12 protein-coding genes are annotated in these 16,956 nt (G+C 60.1%); 4 read left to right on the forward strand and 8 right to left on the reverse strand.

The features are described from left to right. Positions 1 to 134 precede the first annotated feature (134 nt). The 4 genes from HY57_RS08005 (at position 135) to HY57_RS08020 (ending at position 4,310) form a co-directional block, all read left to right on the forward strand. The gene (locus HY57_RS08005; RefSeq protein ID WP_019467314.1) at positions 135 to 1,283 is read left to right on the forward strand and encodes a DegT/DnrJ/EryC1/StrS family aminotransferase; all 1,149 of its coding nucleotides are present in this window, start codon (positions 135 to 137) and stop codon (positions 1,281 to 1,283) included. Between the two features lie 120 nt (positions 1,284 to 1,403). After that, positions 1,404 to 2,258, forward strand: a complete 855-nt coding sequence (locus HY57_RS08010) for a glycosyltransferase family 2 protein (protein ID WP_019467315.1) — start codon at positions 1,404 to 1,406, stop codon at positions 2,256 to 2,258. Between the two features lie 70 nt (positions 2,259 to 2,328). Beyond that, entirely contained in the window at positions 2,329 to 3,576 is a 1,248-nt protein-coding gene (locus HY57_RS08015) for a glycosyltransferase (RefSeq protein WP_081500754.1), read from the forward strand. Beyond that, positions 3,573 to 4,310, forward strand: a complete 738-nt coding sequence (locus HY57_RS08020; RefSeq protein ID WP_019467317.1) for a class I SAM-dependent methyltransferase — start codon at positions 3,573 to 3,575, stop codon at positions 4,308 to 4,310. The genes HY57_RS08015 and HY57_RS08020 overlap by 4 nt, the downstream gene beginning before the upstream one ends. Here the strand turns inward: HY57_RS08020 and HY57_RS08025 are convergent. From HY57_RS08025 to HY57_RS08060, 8 genes are all read right to left on the reverse strand, one after another. Then, positions 4,307 to 5,416 carry a glycosyltransferase family 4 protein gene (locus HY57_RS08025; RefSeq protein WP_019467318.1) on the reverse strand — a complete coding sequence of 370 codons (1,110 nt, stop codon included), beginning with the start codon at positions 5,414 to 5,416 and terminating at the stop codon, positions 4,307 to 4,309. The two genes, HY57_RS08020 and HY57_RS08025, sit on opposite strands and share 4 nt — an antisense overlap. A gap of 3 nt (positions 5,417 to 5,419) precedes the next feature. After that, positions 5,420 to 6,526: a UDP-galactopyranose mutase gene (gene glf / locus HY57_RS08030; protein ID WP_019467319.1), complete on the reverse strand. Its 1,107-nt coding sequence runs from the start codon at positions 6,524 to 6,526 to the stop codon at positions 5,420 to 5,422. A 10-nt stretch (positions 6,527 to 6,536) separates the two neighbouring features. Continuing rightward, positions 6,537 to 8,603 (reverse strand): HAD family hydrolase, encoded by a 2,067-nt coding sequence (locus tag HY57_RS08035; RefSeq protein WP_019467320.1) that lies wholly within the window; start codon positions 8,601 to 8,603, stop codon positions 6,537 to 6,539. Positions 8,604 to 8,612: 9 nt separating this feature from the next. Continuing rightward, a complete protein-coding gene (locus HY57_RS08040) occupies positions 8,613 to 9,590 on the reverse strand; it encodes a glycosyltransferase family 4 protein (protein ID WP_019467321.1) in 978 nt (325 codons plus the stop codon). Positions 9,591 to 9,831: 241 nt separating this feature from the next. Further along, positions 9,832 to 10,806 (reverse strand): glycosyltransferase, encoded by a 975-nt coding sequence (locus tag HY57_RS20800; RefSeq protein ID WP_081500756.1) that lies wholly within the window; start codon positions 10,804 to 10,806, stop codon positions 9,832 to 9,834. A 61-nt stretch (positions 10,807 to 10,867) separates the two neighbouring features. Next, a complete protein-coding gene (locus HY57_RS08050) occupies positions 10,868 to 12,535 on the reverse strand; it encodes an ABC transporter ATP-binding protein (protein WP_100218298.1) in 1,668 nt (555 codons plus the stop codon). 89 nt (positions 12,536 to 12,624) lie between these two features. Further along, positions 12,625 to 14,664 carry a hypothetical protein gene (locus tag HY57_RS08055; protein ID WP_019467324.1) on the reverse strand — a complete coding sequence of 680 codons (2,040 nt, stop codon included), beginning with the start codon at positions 14,662 to 14,664 and terminating at the stop codon, positions 12,625 to 12,627. Between the two features lie 272 nt (positions 14,665 to 14,936). Further along, positions 14,937 to 16,892: a hypothetical protein gene (locus tag HY57_RS08060; RefSeq protein ID WP_019467325.1), complete on the reverse strand. Its 1,956-nt coding sequence runs from the start codon at positions 16,890 to 16,892 to the stop codon at positions 14,937 to 14,939. Positions 16,893 to 16,956 lie beyond the last annotated feature (64 nt).

Below are 16,956 nucleotides of genomic sequence, written 5' to 3' on the forward strand. Positions count from 1 at the left end.
GGTCCCGCTCCGGTTCCAGGGCATGCAACAGGCGTGCCTCACCCATCCCGGCGTGGACGCTGCGCCGGCGTTTGCGATAGAAAGGCCGACCAGCTCGACGAATCGGACCACCTGTGACGCCCTCTGACCACCCCGTGCCCTTCCTGGTCTTCGGTGCCCCTCGTATCGAGGAAGATGAGATCGCCGAGGTCGAGGCCTGCCTGCGCTCGGGCTGGCTGGGCACGGGGCCACGCGTCGCACAGTTCGAACAGGACTTTGCCCGGTGGCGCGGGGTGCGGGCGTCCCAGGTGGCGGCGGTGAATTCCTGCACGGCCGCCCTGCACGTCAGCATGGTGGCGGCCGGACTGGAGCCGGGCAGCGAAGTGATCACCACGCCGCTGACCTTCTGCGCCACGGTCAACGCGATCCTGCATGCCGGCCTCACCCCGGTGTTGGCGGACGTGGACCCGGTCACCCAGAACATCGACCCGGACGCCATCGAGGCCGCCATCACGCCGCGCACGCGCGCCATCCTCCCTGTGCATTTCGCGGGGCGGCCCTGCGCCATGGACCGGATCATGGCGATTGCGCGAAAGCGTGGCCTGGTGGTGATCGAAGACTGCGCGCATGCCATTGAAACCGAATTCCACGGCCAGCCGGCCGGCACCTTCGGTGACTTCGGCTGCTTCAGTTTCTACGTCACCAAGAACGTCGTGACCGGCGAAGGCGGCATGATCCTGGGACGCGACGAAGAGCACGTCGCCCGTGCCAAGATGCTTGCGCTGCACGGCATGAGCAAGGACGCATGGCACCGTTTCGGCGACCAGGGCTACCGCCACTACCAGGTGGTCGAGTGCGGCTTCAAATACAACATGATGGACCTGCAGGCAGCGATCGGCATTCACCAGCTGGCCCGCGTGCAACGCAACTGGAAGCGCCGGCGCGAGCTCTGGCAGCGATACGACGAGGCGCTTGCCGGACGGCCGATAGGCCTGCCGGCGGCGCCGGAGGAGGGGACTCGCCATGGCCATCATCTGTATACCGTCATGATCGACGCACGCTCGGGCATCGGGCGTGATGACTTCCTCGAGGCCATGAACGCGCGCCGCATCGGCACGGGCGTGCATTACCTGTCCGTTCCCGAGCACCCGTATTACCAGCAGCGCTTCGGCTGGCGGCCGGAGCAATGGCCGCAGGCGATGCGCCTGGGGCGGCAAACGGTCAGCCTGCCGCTGTCGCCTGCGATGTCCGATGGCGACATGGAGCGGGTGGTCGAGGCTGTCCGGTCGGTTATTCCGGCCTGACGGCCAGGCGCGAGGTGGGGCGGTGTGACCCAGTGCCCGCATTTTCGTGTGGGTCATGGGCGGCCGCGGATCGCCGCGGTGCTCAGGGTATGATGCCGGCTCACTTCCGGGGACACGCTCTTGAACCGTCTAAGCATCATCCTGCCCGCGAAAAACGAAGGGCCGGCGCTGAAGAATCTATTGCCACGCCTGCGCCAGGCCCAGCCAGGGGCGGAGATCATCGTGGTGGACGACGGTTCGACCGACGATACGCGTGACATCTGCGCTGCTGCCGGCGTGACCTGCCTTTCTTCGCCGTACTCCATGGGCAATGGTGCCGCCATCAAGCGTGGCGCCCGCGCCGCCAGCGGCGACGTACTGGTGTTCATGGATGGCGACGGGCAGCATGACCCGGCGGATATCGCGCGCCTGCTGGAGAAGTTCGCACAGGGCTACGACATGGTGGTGGGCGCGCGCGACTGGGGCAGCCAGGCCGGTGTGGGCCGGGGCGTGGCCAATACCATCTACAATTGGCTTGCCACCCGCATGACGGGGCAGGTGGTCGAAGACCTTACCTCGGGCTACCGCGCGGTGCGGGCCGACCGGTTCCGCGAATTCCTGCACCTGTTGCCCAACGGCTTCTCTTATCCCACCACCAGCACCATGGCGTTCTTCCGCAGCGCCTACCCGGTGGCTTACCTGCCCATCAAGGCAGCGCAGCGCGTGGGCAAGAGCCACATCAAGCCGCTGAAGGATGGCATCCGCTTCCTGCTGATCATCTTCAAGATCGCCACGCTGTATTCGCCACTCAAATTGTTCGTGCCGGCCAGCATGGTTTTCTTCCTGCTGGGCTGTGCCAACTATCTGCGCACCTTCCTTGCCTATGGCCGCCTTACCAACGGCAGCGCGTTGCTGTGGAGCGCTTCGGTCATCATTTTCCTGATTGGGCTGGTATCGGAGCAGATCACGGCATTGACCTATCGCAAGAGTGACTGATCACGGGGGCGGCAGTTGGCCACCGGCGACGAAGCTGCAATTGCGGCGTAGCGATTTTGACGAGAGAACAATGGTGTCGGAGATTCGACCAAAGTTGCTTGTGCTGGCCTCGACCTATCCGAGGTGGCGTGGCGACCATGAGCCGGGATTCGTCCATGAGCTTTGCCGGCGCATGCGACATCGGTTCGACATCACTGTGCTGACATCGCACGCACGTGGGGCGCGCGCGGAGGAAATCATCGATGGCGTCAGGGTGGTGCGCTATCGCTACGCACCGGTAGCGCTGGAAACATTGGTCTACGGCGGCGGCATCGCCTCGAACCTGCGCCGCTCAGCCTGGAAGTATGGCCTGGTGCCGACGTTTCTTCTGGCGCAATACCTGCGTGCCAGGGCACTGGTGCGCAAAGAGCGCATCGATGCGATTCATGCCCATTGGCTGATTCCCCAGGGCAGCATCGCAACCGCGCTTGGCCGACGCTTGGGCATTCCGGTCATCGTGACATCGCATGGCGGCGACCTTTATGGCCTGCGCGGAAACACCCTGCGGCAGTGGAAACGCGAGGTGGCTGCTGCCGCCGCCGCGATGACGGTGGTCAGCAGTGCGATGGCGCTGGAAGCACGTGCGCAAGGGCTTCAATCCTCACGTCTGTGCGTATTGCCGATGGGCGTCGACCTTAAAGGCAAGTTCGTGCCGGATGAAGGGGTGGAGCGTCGTACCGACGAACTGTTGTTCGTGGGACGGCTGGTGCCCAAGAAGGGTTTGCGGTATCTCCTTGACGCCATGCCCTTGATCGTGACGCAGCGGCCAGGAGTCATGCTGACCATCGCAGGATTCGGCCCCGAGGAGGCCGCACTTCGTGCGCAGGCGAGCCGCCTGGGGCTGGAAGCCCACGTGACATTCCTGGGCGCTGTGCCGCAGGACGGCCTGCCGGCTCTGTATCGCCGCGCCAGCCTGCTGGTGGCGCCGTTCGTGCGCGACGAAGGTGGAGACCAAGAGGGGTTGCCCGTGGTGCTGATGGAAGCCATTGGCTGTGGCTGCCCGGTCGTGGCCGGGCGTGTGCTGGGTGTCGAGGACCTGCTGGGTCCGTACCACGCACAACTTTCGGTGGAAGCGCGGGACCCGCTTGCGTTGATGCATGCCATCGTCGACCAATTGAATTATCCGACCGAGGCGTTGGCGCGGGCGCGCGAGCTTCGCGAGGCCGCCTTAGGCTTCATCGACTGGGATTGCATCGCTGGTGGCTACGGGGATCTCATCGTGGACTGCCTGAAGGCAAGTTCATGCCATGCAAGCGCTCATCACGCAGGTGACAAATGAAAAGGCAACCCAAATTGGTGCTGCGCGAGAGCTGCATCAATGACGTAACCCGCACTTGGACGCCCGGCTCGTTCGTTGAGATGGGCGCCGGAACTGGCCATATGAGCAAGATGTTTCTTGATCGTGGCTTCGACGGGGCCAGCCATGATCTGGGTGAGGATAGCCGCCAGATGATTCGCGACAACCTTGCTTACGCGGGTGATCGCATAAGTGTGCCGGAATCTTTGTCAGAGCTGGCCACAGAGTTTTTCGACAATCTGCTGGCCTTCGAAGTGCTGGAGCACATCGAGTCCGATGCCGAGGTGCTCGGAGAGTGGATGAGCTATCTCAAACCGGGTGGACGCGTGCTGATATCGGTTCCTGCGCATGCGCGGAAATACGGTCGCTCCGACGAGATCGTGGGCCACGTGCGACGCTACGAGAGGGACGAGCTTCACCGGCTTCTTGCGGGGGCGGGCGTGGAGCGGATACAGATCATCAACTATGGATTTCCTATCACGGAGTTGACCCGGCCGCTGTCGAACTGGTTGATCCGGGGCGATCGCAGTTACGAAAATATGTCGGCCGAGCAACGAAGCATTCGTAGTGCGCAGGCCAGACCGAAGGCTATCAATCGTGTGCTTGGCATGTTCAGCGACAAGTGTGTGTTGCCATTTGTTGTCATGCAGCGATGGTTCTATCGTTTTGACCTGGGCGATGGGTATGTCGCATGGGGCGTTAAGCGGGGAGGCTAGTCGCACGAAGCGATTCGCAGAATTTCCGTGTTCATGCGTCCGATGATCTGCGCCCAGTCGTCGATGGATACGGCGGCTCGCCGAGGCGAGCTGGCCTGCTCTCGGATGGCACGAGCAAGGTCGTGCGCAGAGTCTGCTTCATAGAGGCAGCTCGGCACGGTGCCAAGAAGATCTGGCATCACTCCCACGCGCGCCGCCACCAATGGCAGGTCGCAGGCCATCATCTCGTAGGCCTTCTGCGGAAAGCAAAAACGCCCGAACGGCGTATCGCGCAGGTAGACTACGCCCACATCCAGCGCATTGAACAGCTTAGCCGTGCTGCCGTGCGGGAGCTGTCCCAGATAGTGAACACGATCACCGGCGGGTGGTGCCTGGTCATGCGGTCCGGCGAGAACAAGATGTGCTGTCGGGATGTCTCGAGCTATCCGTGGCCATGCCTCGTAGAGTGTCGCGATGCCTTTGTCCTGATACAGGCCGCCTGCCGTGCCGATAAGCACCGCGTCCTCAGGAAGCCCCAGTTCGCGGCGGCTCGCCTGCTTGTCATACGGGTGGAACACGTCCTTATCGACCGTGCTGGGCATGGCCATGACATGCCCTTTCGCTCGATAGGACACTTCGATGAGCTGGCGAAGCGGCTCGCTGGTTGTCGTTACCAGTGCTGCGTTGCGCACGGCCCTACGTAACGAGGCGACCATGCCGGGAATGCGGGCTTGTCCGAAACCCTCGAAGTTGTCGTAGAGATCGACGACATACGGCACGGCAAGTTTGCGCGACAACCATGCGCCTAATGCGATCTGTGGAATGTCCGAGGCACCAATAAGGATGTCCGGTTGCTGCTGTCGTAGCTGGTGTAACAGCCATGACGGATAGCGTGCCAGTCCGGGGATGACCAGCTTCCCAAGCGAACGTGAATGCCACGTCAGCTTGCCTGGATGAGCGTCATGCGTCCAATCGCCCTCGTCGTGGCCCTGATAGCTGAGGCAGAAAGCGTGGACGGTATGCCCTAGCCGGGCAAGCTGGAACGGTATTTCGTAAAGGCGAGCATAGCGATCAAGGACCACGTCCTTGCCCATGTAGCGACGTTTGCATAGAAAGGCGATGCGCATGGATCAGCCAATTATCCGTTTGGCGGCTGCCGGGGCGGCACCCACTACCTGGTCCATGTTGTAGTAACGGTATTGCGCCAAGCGACCGACGAATGTGATGTTCGGTTCCTGCCTGGCAAGTTCTTCGTGACGCTTGAACAAGGCTTCGTTCTCCGCACGCGGTATGGGGTAGTACGGGGGGCCATCCTCCTGCGGATATTCGCGCACGATGGATGTTCCTGTGTGTCGTTGGCCTGTCAGGTGCTTGAATTCGGTGATGCTTGCATAGGCGTGGTCGTTCGGATAATTCACTGTGCCGACCTTCTGGTAATGCGCCACGTTCGGAAGATGCCCGTGTTCGAAGCGAAGTGAGCGGTAGGGCGGGCGGCTAAAGCAATACTTGAAGTAGGCATCAATGGGGCCGGTATAGACGGTCCGCGAAGTCTTCGCCTCGCCGCGAATGTTCTCGAAATCGACTTCCAATTCTACGGTGATGTTCGGCTGATCGAGGATGTTCTCGAACAGCTGCGTATAACCGTGTTTTGGTATAACCTGGAGGGTATCGGTGAAATATCTATCATCGATATTCGAGCGCGCCGGAATACGCGCGGCCACGCCCGCCTTCAGTTCCGAAGCATCCAGCCCCCATTGCTTGCGGGTGTGGTTAAGAAAGAACTTCTCATAAAGGTCGCGCCCGACGCTGTTGAGCACGACGTCTTCGCGGGTGAGGGCTGGCTCACGCGGTTCGCGAACGCGTTCGAAGAATGCCTCGGCGCCGCTTTCGTCGAGGTCCATGTCATAGAGCTGATTGAGCGTGTTCCGATTGATCGGGAACGGATAACGCTTGCCATCGACTATGCCAAGAACCCGGTGCTCATACGGAAGCCATTCGGTGAAGCGCGACAGGTATTCAAAGATGTGCCCGCCGTTGGTATGGAAGGTATGGGGGGCATAGCGATGTACGAGTACGCCATGGGCGTCCGTTTCATCGTAGGCATTGCCTGCGATATGCAAACGCTTGTCGATGACGCATGCCTGGTGACCCGCCTCGACAAGTTCGCGTGCAACGACGCTGCCAGCGAAACCGGCGCCGACGATCTGGGCGGGTGTAGAAGATTCTTGCGTTGGCATGGGGTCCTGATTACGCGTTTACATCTGGCGAGCGCGGGCTTCTATTCTGGGGTGTTCTGTCCTTTAGCCAATTGTTCAAGGTGTCCATGCACAGAAGAAATTTTAGTGGGACCCGTACATGCCATGGTGATAGGGCTATGGATCCCTCAAGCCACATGAAAGAGGGGGTTTTGAAGTTCCTGGCATTGGATAGGACCATTGATATGACTGTGAGCACGTCCCTCATCGTCAATGGACGGCACAGGGGCTGAACGAAGGGGCTTTCGTGCCTCATGTCCGCAACGGTCCCGAAGGTGGCCAGCGCCAACGCATCCGCTTTTTCGGGATGTTGGAGCAATTGAGCCGCACCCGATAGGATCCCTTTTGCTTGCTCAACCAACGAGATCAACGAATTTTGGTCCGATGCAACGAGTGTTGCCGCCGAGATCGCGGCGGCGTGCAGCCGTCTCGCATAATTGAGCTCCGTTTCGTTGCGAAGCTCGGGTCCAATGACTGGTTTCGTTACGCTTCCATCGACCCGGTAGCCCTTTGTTGTGGCATGGGTGGAAGGCAGGAAGCCATGCTCTATGACGACGCGTCGCCTGGAAAAGATCGATCCGGCTTTTGAGATGAATGGCTCGGCCACACCTGCTTGAGCAGGGCTCAAATGATCGCGTGCCAAGGCAAGATAGTAGCCCCGGGGCATTGGGTGCTCGATGCCACTGGCATCCAGGATTCGCTTGAGCGCCGCTTGGCAGTTCAACGACCAGCCTGCGTCCACTAGAGCCCATGGAGTGCCATCGAGAAGACCTTCCTGTATGAAATAGGAGAGTGCGATCTCCCTTTCTTGCCTGGACGCCGCCAGGATATGTTCCATGGCGCTTTCGTTCCGTTGGATGTCCCCCAGAAAGGTGCGCGCACCTTCAGAGGATAGAGGCAGCACCCAATGCTCTTTGGATACACCCATCAGGCCTCTGACGGTTTCCTGTTGAGCATCGTTCATCCCCATTCGTGCGGCAATGTCACTACGGCTGCTTGCTTGGCCTGGGATCACTAGCAGTCGCTGCCATTGACTGCTTCCGGGAAGGATCGAGGGTGGCAGCCACGCGCGCCGTGACCCGTATAGATAGCGCAGCTCGATGGAATCGTCCTGCCCCTGGAGAGCTTGGGCTATCCGATACATGATCTCGCCGTCGCGGGCGACGAAATACAGGCGGCGGAGGCCGCTGCGTTTTGCCTGATCCAGGACCCACATGACGTAGATCAGAAGGAAGGGGACTACGACTCCGTGAATCAGATGGTCCAGCGGTTCGCTCGGGGCATTGAAGTGACGGTCCACCGACAATCGAAGCCGCCTCAGCAGAGCAGCCTGCATCGATCTGGCACGTTGCCTTGGTAGCCGAGGTCCAGCAAGACTGACCTCGTGGGAAGTCAGCATTCCGTATCGGAAATGGTTTGCCTGGATGCCGGCATTTCTCGCCATACGCACATCTGCACGCAGGTTGTCGCCCGTGTGCACCAATTGCGAGGCATCCAGTCCCTCACTGCGAAGAACATGCTTGAAAAGTTCACCGTGGTGTTTCGTCAGGCCGACGTCGCAGGAGACATACAATGTGTCTCCATCTTTCATCACGCCAAGCTCTCGTAGCATGGGGGTGAGAACATGTCCTGATAGATACATGTCCGAGATGAAAATCACGCGATGGCCTGAGCGGCGGAGATCATCTATATAAGCGATGACTTCGGGAATGGGATAGATGGACTCCCGTTCAAGCTCGATTTCCAGTCGCATGAGGTCGTCGAGCCCAGCGGAAAGCTCCTTGGGAATCGAGAGATTCTTGTAGATATCGTCGATTGTTACCGTGCGGTTCGGTCTGGCGGCGCGATGGGCTCTCTTCTCGGCGCGTACGCGAAGTAATTGAAATCGTGCGGCAAACTGATGCTTCTGCCCGCTATTCATGTCGCTGGGTGCGAGCCGAAGACCCAGCTCGTAAAAGACATCGCGAGGATAAGCGTGCGTACGGGTGATGCAGGTGTCGAAAACGTCAAAGGAGTAGCAAGTGACAGGGCCTGCAGGCAAGGATCCATCGTTTTGCATGGCGGTGCCCTAAGCGACCTGGGCGCTGCTGGGGAAGGCAATAGAGCGAAGCACCTCTTCCATTCGGGAGCCAGCCTGACGCCAGTTGTGAACGCCCCCGACTTCCATGGCAGAGGATGCTAGCCGGGTAAGAAGCAGACGATCACGCGCCAATCGCACTATGGCTTGCGTGATCGAATCAATGTTCTTGGGTTCGACGATGAGGCAGTTCTCTCCGTCGACGGCGTAATCCTCCGTTCCATAGGCCGTCGTTATGACTGCCAGTCCGCTAGCCATTGCCTCGATAGGAAACAAGGGAAAGCTTTCATACCAGGAGGCGGAAAGTAGGACATCATTTTGCCGATAAGCGGCAGCCAGGGAGTTCTGGTCGAGAAGGCCAAGAGCGATGTAGGGAGTGATGGGATTGTCTGGTGGAAGCAGTGAGGTTCCGTAGACGCTCCATTGCAGGTTTACATCGGGCAGGAGCGCGCGTGCGGCCCGGACAGCCATGGCCATCTCCAGGAAGCCTTTCCATTTTGCGTCGCGGCCGCCATAGCTGATGATACGAAGCGCGCGCGCGTTCTCCTGCATCTGCGAACGATTGCCTGGTGCGCTATTGAAGTTGTCCGGATCGATCGCGTTTGTCGCCAGGTGGACAGTATCGGATGGTGCTCCCGTCGCACGCAGGCGCTGATTGAGCCGCGACTGAAGCCACGAGGAGTTGGCAATGAGTGTCAAGCCATAGGAGTAGGTGGCTTCTGCATCGCTGCTATCTACGGGATTGTCGAAGAACAACGGCTCGTAGTGTTGGCAGAAGTAGGCTTTCTTCCCCTTGCCGTACTTCGCGACAAGGGCTGCGGACTCCCACACGCTTGCGACGGTAATGTCCGAATCCGGAAGAAGTTCTGGCAGGAGGGCATGCGCTGTGGCTCGAGGGTAGTAGTCACCCTTGTAGCCATGTGACAAGTAGTCGAGGGAGTAGCCCGCCATGGCTACGACAGCCTGCATGCCTTTCAGTCGGCTTGGCCACTTCAACGGGGAGGGAGTGATCAATGTTGCCTTTAGATCAATCCACGAGGGCGCTACGCTCTTCGGGTAGGCGACAACAGAGACATCATGGCCGCGAGATACTAATTCATTCGCATGCCGTAGAAGGCAATAAGTGCCTCCTGTGAACTTATCGCGTTCAATTCGCGGAGCAACGAACGTAATCTTCATCGTGTGGTGCCAGCCAATATCGTCGCCAGTTTCATTGATCGTTCCCTTCGGGGAAATCGTCTCTCGATTCCAACTCGGGATAATAGCCGGGCAAGCATAGTCTCTTCAGTCGATGACCAGCCAGATACTTGAGGGAAAGCCGAAGAGCCGTCTTTTCCTTGAGGAACGCCCGGTGGCTTGTCTTCGCGTCCAGCAGGACCGATGCAAACATCCTGGGGTCGAAATAGCTGCTGTGCCAGGCCAGCCATTTAGCCTGGGACCGCCGGGCGTAGGCCTGATGGGGGGATGGGAACTCAGCCATGGCTTTCAAGCGCAAGGCGTCCTCGGTCAGACGCATCTGCCTTTGCTGGGTGGATCGGTCAGATGCAGCCACAAGCGTAAGAGCCGTATCGTGGCGGCGATAATCCACCAGGACTTCGTCGAGATAAGTAATGTATCCCAGGCTGGCGGCGACGAAAGCCAGCCACCAGTCATGTGGGACATGTGTTATCGCGCCATCACCCGCAAGTAGGTGCTTGCGGAACAGCATGGCGTGCCCAAGAACAGAGTTACTGAACAAAAAAGGACGGGGGTCGTCGCCATCGACCATGCATAGCGTGTCGGCCACGGTATTCCCCGCCGGCTGCCCAGCCTCGTCTACGAAGCGGCTATTGCAGTAAACAAGCAGGGCATCTCCCATGGAACTGACGAGCCGGTCCGTTTTCTCGGGGTGCCAGATGTCATCCTGATCGCAGGGTGAGATGAGGTCCCCGTTGCACGCGGCGAAACATTGCGCAAAGTTCCTGGTGACGCCTAGTTTTTCAGCGCGAGGCAGTAGGCGTATGCGGTCATCCCGCTTGGCATAGTGATTCAGTATGTCCCATGTGGCGTCGGTCGATCCGTCATCCGAAACGACGATCTCCATGTTCCCGTACGTTTGTCCCAGCAGTGAATCCAGCTGCTGGGGCAGGTGCCTTTCACCACAATAGGTCGTTAAAGCAATGGATACGAGAGGACGATTATTCATGCAATCTTCGGAGATGGGCGCGGCATGACGTCATGCCAGGTCGCTTGCGGTGATCGATGGCCTATTGGTGCTTTTCCAGAATGGCATTACCTTCCACGGTTATGATCTTCTGGCAATGTTGGAGGGACGATGTTTTATGGGCGATGACGATGATCGTCTTGTTGCCGGAAAGATTCTGGATTGCTTCATTCAACGCCTCCTCGGTTTCGCTGTCGAGCGCGCTGGTGGCTTCATCAAGCAGTAGCACCGGTGGGTCTCGATAAAGGGCCCGCGCAATGCCAAGTCGCTGGCGTTGTCCGCCCGACAGGCGGACTCCCCGATCTCCGACGAGTGTGCTGTAACCCTGCTGCAGCTCTTTCGTGACGAAATCGTGGATCTGTGCAGCCCTGGCGGCGCGCTCCACGGCAGCGAAATCAATGTGTTCCCGGGGTACACCGAACGCGATGTTTTCAGCGACACTGGTGTCCGACAGATAGGTATGTTGTGGGACATAGCCGATGGCTTGTTGCCATGACATCACGTTGGCAGCTGTTATCGGCTGGCCGTCCACGCTCAGGGTGCCGTCCTGCGGGGAGAGTAGGCCCAAAAGTATGTCCATTAGCGTGCTTTTCCCTGCGCCACTCCTGCCGATAATGCCAACGCTGGTGTTCGCATCGATCTGAAGAGTCAGGTCGCTAAATACGGGTGCATCAGGCGTCGAGGGGTAGGCGAAGCGAATGTGGTCAAGGCGGATGCGTTGCCGGAGAACGAGCATCTGGGTGGGTGGCGCACCGGGTTCGGCGGGAAGAGAGAGGTCTTCCGATATGGCATCGAGCGCAGCCGATGAGTAGCGCAGCCTTGCAAAGCCTCGATACATGATCTGCGCCGCTGGAAGCATGCGATAAGCAGCGAATCCGTAGAGGCCGAGAGCTGGCAATACATGGGCGACGTCATTTGTCCTGTGAAGAAGAACCAGTGCGATGACGATAAGTCCGGTGTAGCCGGTGGCTTCGACGATGTAGAGGGGGGACTGGCTCAACGTGTCATTGGTGGCCAGATGCCGGGAGAACAGGCGGGAAGCTGCGGCAAACTTTCCAATGTAAGTGGAAGCCGCGTGCGTGACCTTCACATCCTTGATGCCACTCAGTGCCTCATTGCAGGATTGATAGCGCTGGCCATCTGCAGTCTGCCGCTCACGGCCAATACGATCCAGTCGCCCTCTGACAAGCCCATAGATGGCTCCATAGAGAATCGCAAGAACGATGACGATGCACAACGCAGTGACTGGGTCATAGCTGAAGATCAGCGCCGTCATCGCCAGCACTAATGCGCCTTGCGCAACCAGTTGCGACAAGGGTTGGATGAGATCGAACACCAACTGGTCGACCTCTGACAGGACATTCTTGGTGAGAATTGATGGGTTGCGCTGCAGGAAAAATTCATAAGGCTGCTGCAGGTAGTGTGATAGCAGCCGTGTACTGACGGAATGGCGTTCGAGGTGAACAAAGCGGTTCAGCGCGTGCAGAGTCACCGCCTTGAACAAAGAGGAGGCGATGACCAGGGCGATCGAAGCCATGCCGAGCAGGAAAATGAACTGCCTTGGATCGGATGGCGTCAGCCATTGGTAAAGCGACAGAAGGGCGGGCACTTCCTGGATGATCGCTGGCCGGCCCAGCACCGAAAGGAAGGGCATGATGGACAAAACGCTGGCGGTTTCAGCCAGCGCCATGAGGACGACCAGCAGCAGCATCCACACTGCTTTGCGCCTCTCGGTTTGAGTGAGGATGCCCCAGATTTTCTTCAACGCATTAGACATATATTTGGTCGAGGCGAGGGTCGTCAGGAGCCGTGAGCGGTTTTGCCATCGATGAGCTGGCGGAGATTTTGAAGGTCGTTGTCCAGGTTGCCGCCAATATTCATCTGCTCGAGTTGGCGGTAGAGCTGCTGCGCCTCGCGGACATACCCCAGGGCAACGAGCATGCGTATCTGAGTGATGCGATACGCCGATTCCTTCGGCGCCGTTTCCACGGCCTGGTTCATCAGGCGCAGCGCCAGTTGGCGGTCGTGGAGCATGTTCCAGGCATAGTTGCTATAGGTCGCCAGCAGGCGTGCGGTGGGGCGAGGATGCGATAGTGCTGCATTGAACGCCTCGATCATGCGCTGGGTTGGCAGGTCGCACCGCCCGTCCGACTGGCACTGTGCCAGCGCGGCCAGCGAACTTTCGTCCTGCACACCGGGGCGACGCGACTTGAGCTTCTCGATCATGCCGACCCACCAGCTGTCCTTCAACGGCAGGCCCATGCGCGAGTTCATGAAAATCAACGCTTGCTGGGGAAGGATGGATGATTCGGGAATCGCAGCGGCTTTTTCGAGCGCCGCATAAGCCGGCTGTATGTAAGGGGACGAAGGGTTATATCCGGAATAGATGATGTAGGCCCGCCCAAGCTCATATTGCGCACGAGGGGAGTCGGGTGCGCGTTGCGCCAGCTCGCGGGCAAGCTCCAGCGGCTCGCCCCATGCAACCGCGGTGGCGGCGGTCAATGCGGTCCAGTACACCAGCAGCCCTGCCAGAACCAGCTTCCCGATGTAGAGCAGGTGATGCCGGGGCGAGGGCGCGGCGCCGGTTGTGCTTCCTCGTGGTCGGCGCAGTGGTGCCGCGAGCAGAGGGGCCACCGCCAGCAATAGCCCAAAACTCGCGAAGTAATTGCGGTGCTCGTAAACCAGTTCGAGCGGCACGATCGTGCCAGTCAGCAACTGTGCCGCAAGGAACAGCGCAAGGCCAAGGGAGAGCAGGGGGCGCTTCCGGCGCTGCCAGAGGATCACCGTTACCAAGACCGCAAGGAACAGCAGACTCAGCATGGTGCTCCATGGCGAGAAGAGGCTTTGCGAGATCACGAACTGGTCGTGGTAAAACGACAGATTGCTGGCTGAAGGCAGCAGCGTCCATGCCAGGTAGTCGCAGACGATCCTGGCTTCGCTCAGCAAGCGCGTCGCCAGGGTGAAGTCGCGCGTCGCCCAGCTCATGGGGCTGAGCACGCTAGGCAGCAGCCACAACACGCCGATCACCAGTGGCAGCGCAAGTGTGATGAAGAACAGCGCGAACAGGCGCCAGTCCTTGCCTGGGCCAGTATCGTCGGGCAACGGTAGCCGTCCAAAGCCGAACACGAACCATTCGATCAGAAAGGCGTAAAGCGGCAGCATGGCCGCGGTTTCCTTTACGCCAAGGCCAAGGCACGTTGCCACGCAGACGCTGGTGGCGCACAGGGCAAGGCCGCCGAGGTCCCGTGTGCGACTGGGCTGACCAGTGCCCGTCGCGAGCGGCGGGCGGCCTCGCCCGAGCATGTATTGGCGCCCGATGACATAACCGATCAGCCCGGTCAGAACGAAGATGTTCGCGAGGCTTTCCTCACGCTGCACCACGTACAGTACCGCGGTGAGGTTGATGGGCAGAAGAAGCCACGCCCCGGCGATCAGGGCCGCCACGGTGCCTGCGTGAAGTCCACGCCGTGCTATCGAATCGCCGTGCTGAACCAGCAGCCGCCTGGACAGCATGAGCAACAGCGCGCCGTTGAGTAGGTGGATCACCAGGTTGGTCAGCTTCCAGCCGAACGGATCCAGGCCGTTGGTCAGGTAATTGACCGCGAAACTGAGGGACGCCAGTGGCCGCCTGAAGTCACTTGCCGGTGACGACAGTGCGGCACGCACCAGCGAGGGCAGATTCACTTCGGAGGGCTGCACGCCATGGTTGTCGACGATGTTGGGATAGTCGTCGAACAGCCAGCCGCCATAGAGGCCGGGCCAATAGACCAGAGCAGTAATGAGCAAGGCCAGCGCAAACAGTCGCCAGCCCGAGCTTGACGACAAAGGGTCAGCGGCCACGGGTGCAATCACAGCGTCAATTGGAAAGGTGGCAGCTTACCTTGTTCGGGGCGTGAGGCCACCGCTGGCTGGCCCGGGATGGGCACGGGTTCGCCATTCCCGCGTTGCGGCAGAGGGGCTTGTTGGTCGGTGCACTCCTGGCGACGTTGGGCAGCATCGAACCGTCAGCAACAAGGAGGGCCGGGCGGGGCACTCACCCGGGGCCAGCGAAGCGCCTGTCGCGTCGTCGCGGGCAGGCAGCCGCTCCCGGGAATCGGCGCATTGCGCAGTCATTATGGGCTTCGTGCCGCTGGCGGCGCCTGGGCTGCACTCACCTGGCCCTGGGTCTTTTCCAGCCAATCGTTAAGCTTCGGGTCGCTGCGGAGTGACGGCTGCAGCTCCATGAGGGCGGCAATTACCGCCGCCGCTTCCTGATACCTATGGCTTTCCACCAGGTATTCGGTCAACCGTTTCCCATAGCTTGGCACGTCCGGGTCGAGCTTCAATGCCAAAATCCACTGTTCGCCTGCCAGTGCTGGGTTGCGTAGTACGGCGCCGGCCAGCTCAGCGTAGTCGGCATGAAGCGTCTCTCGCCAAGGTGCTTTCGCTGTGGCGATGGCATAGCAGGCCGCCAGTTGCTCAGCATCGATGCCGGTGTTGCCCGCGAGCCGCTGTTCCGTCAGTCGATGAAGCACAGCGAACGTATCGGGAATGAGCGGGCGTGTCTCCAGCTTGTAGCGGAGACTGTCCCACCATGGCTGTGTTGGCATGCCAGGGTGCGTGCTTGCCTCGGTCAACAACGCCTCCTCCGGCATGGGGGAGGCATCCGGTAGGCGTGCCGCTCGTTCCAGCTCGGCAATGCTCATGCCGTAGTACCTGGATGTCGCATCGCCACCGGACATCGCCATCAGGCTGCGGGCCAGGTCTTGTGCTGCGCGAAGCGATCCCGGGTTGGTATGGGTCAGCTCGAAGGCCAGTCGAAAGGGGCTACCCCAGACCGAGGCCCGCAGCACGGTGAGAAAAGCCAGCGTCAGCGCAAACGCACTTGCGAGCGTGAGAATCACGCGCGGATTGATTTTCTGGCTCAGGGCGTAGGTCACGTCAGCAAGGGCAAGCACGACGCCGAGCAGGGCGGGGTAGTTGCGATGCTCGAAGACCAGCTCCAGCGGCAGGGGCGCCGAGGTGAGTAGGTGCGCCACAAAAAACCAGCCGATGCCAAAGGCCAGTAGCGGGCGTCGCCCGTATGTTGCGCAGGCGAGCATCAGGAGGGCCAGTAGCACTAGGCCGCCAAACAGCGTGGTGGCTGGTTGCAGCAGGCTGGTTGAGGCGACGTAGTTGTCGTAATAGAACGTGAGATGGTTGGAGAGCGGCAGGAGCATCCAGCCCAGATACATGGGGAGCACCCGCAGTTGGGTCAGCTCACGCTGCCATGCCGTAAAGTCGCGGCCGGCGAAATACCCCGAAAACACGTAGTGGGGCAGCACGTAGAACACGATGCCGGCGACCGCAGCCAGCGCACCGGCAGCATAGAACAGACGCCACAGTCGTTCGGAGCGGGGCGAGTCTGCCCTGAAGTGCAGGAGTGTGAGCTCCATCAGCATGGCGTAGCCTGGGGTGAGCGCGGCCGTTTCCTTGAAGGCAAAGCCGGCACTCGTAAGGGCCAGGGACAGCAGGAGCCAAGGCCACGCGCGTCTGCGTGCCATCTGCATGTGTCGAGCGCGCCAGTAAGCCAGCAAGGCAAGCAAAACGAATGAGAAGGCCAGCATTTCCATGCGCTGCACCACGTACATCACCGTGGATACCTGCAGCGGGTGGATCGCCCAGATGGCGGCGATTCCCAGGGACGCAAGCGAGCGCCGACGGGAATCCTGTGCAGGCCACGCAGCTTGCAGCAATCGCTGCGCAAGCAACAAGACCAGCAGCATGTTGACGAGGTGAATGACGAGATTGGTGAGCTTGAAGCCGAACGTGCTGCCGCCCATCGCGTAATTGAACGCGTAGGTCGCCATCGCCAGAGGGCGCTGGATGTTGGTGCGCGACCATTGCCACACCTTCACCCAGGAATGCCAATGCCAGCCGTCCACGTGGATGGCGTTGTTCTCGGCAAAGATCGGGTAGTCGTCGAAAATGAACCCGCCATGTAGTGCGGGCCAGAACGCTGCCGCGACGATGATGAGCGCCCCCAGTGCCAGAAGCGTCTTATGGAGGATGGGGCGTTCCGTGAACGACTTGCTGCTGATCGTGATCATGGTGGCTCATGAAAAGACTAAGGCCGCCCTGTGGGCGGCCTTAGTGGGTTCAAGCGCTGGTTGC

The organism is Dyella japonica A8, assembly GCF_000725385.1.
Classification (GTDB): domain Bacteria; phylum Pseudomonadota; class Gammaproteobacteria; order Xanthomonadales; family Rhodanobacteraceae; genus Dyella; species Dyella japonica_C.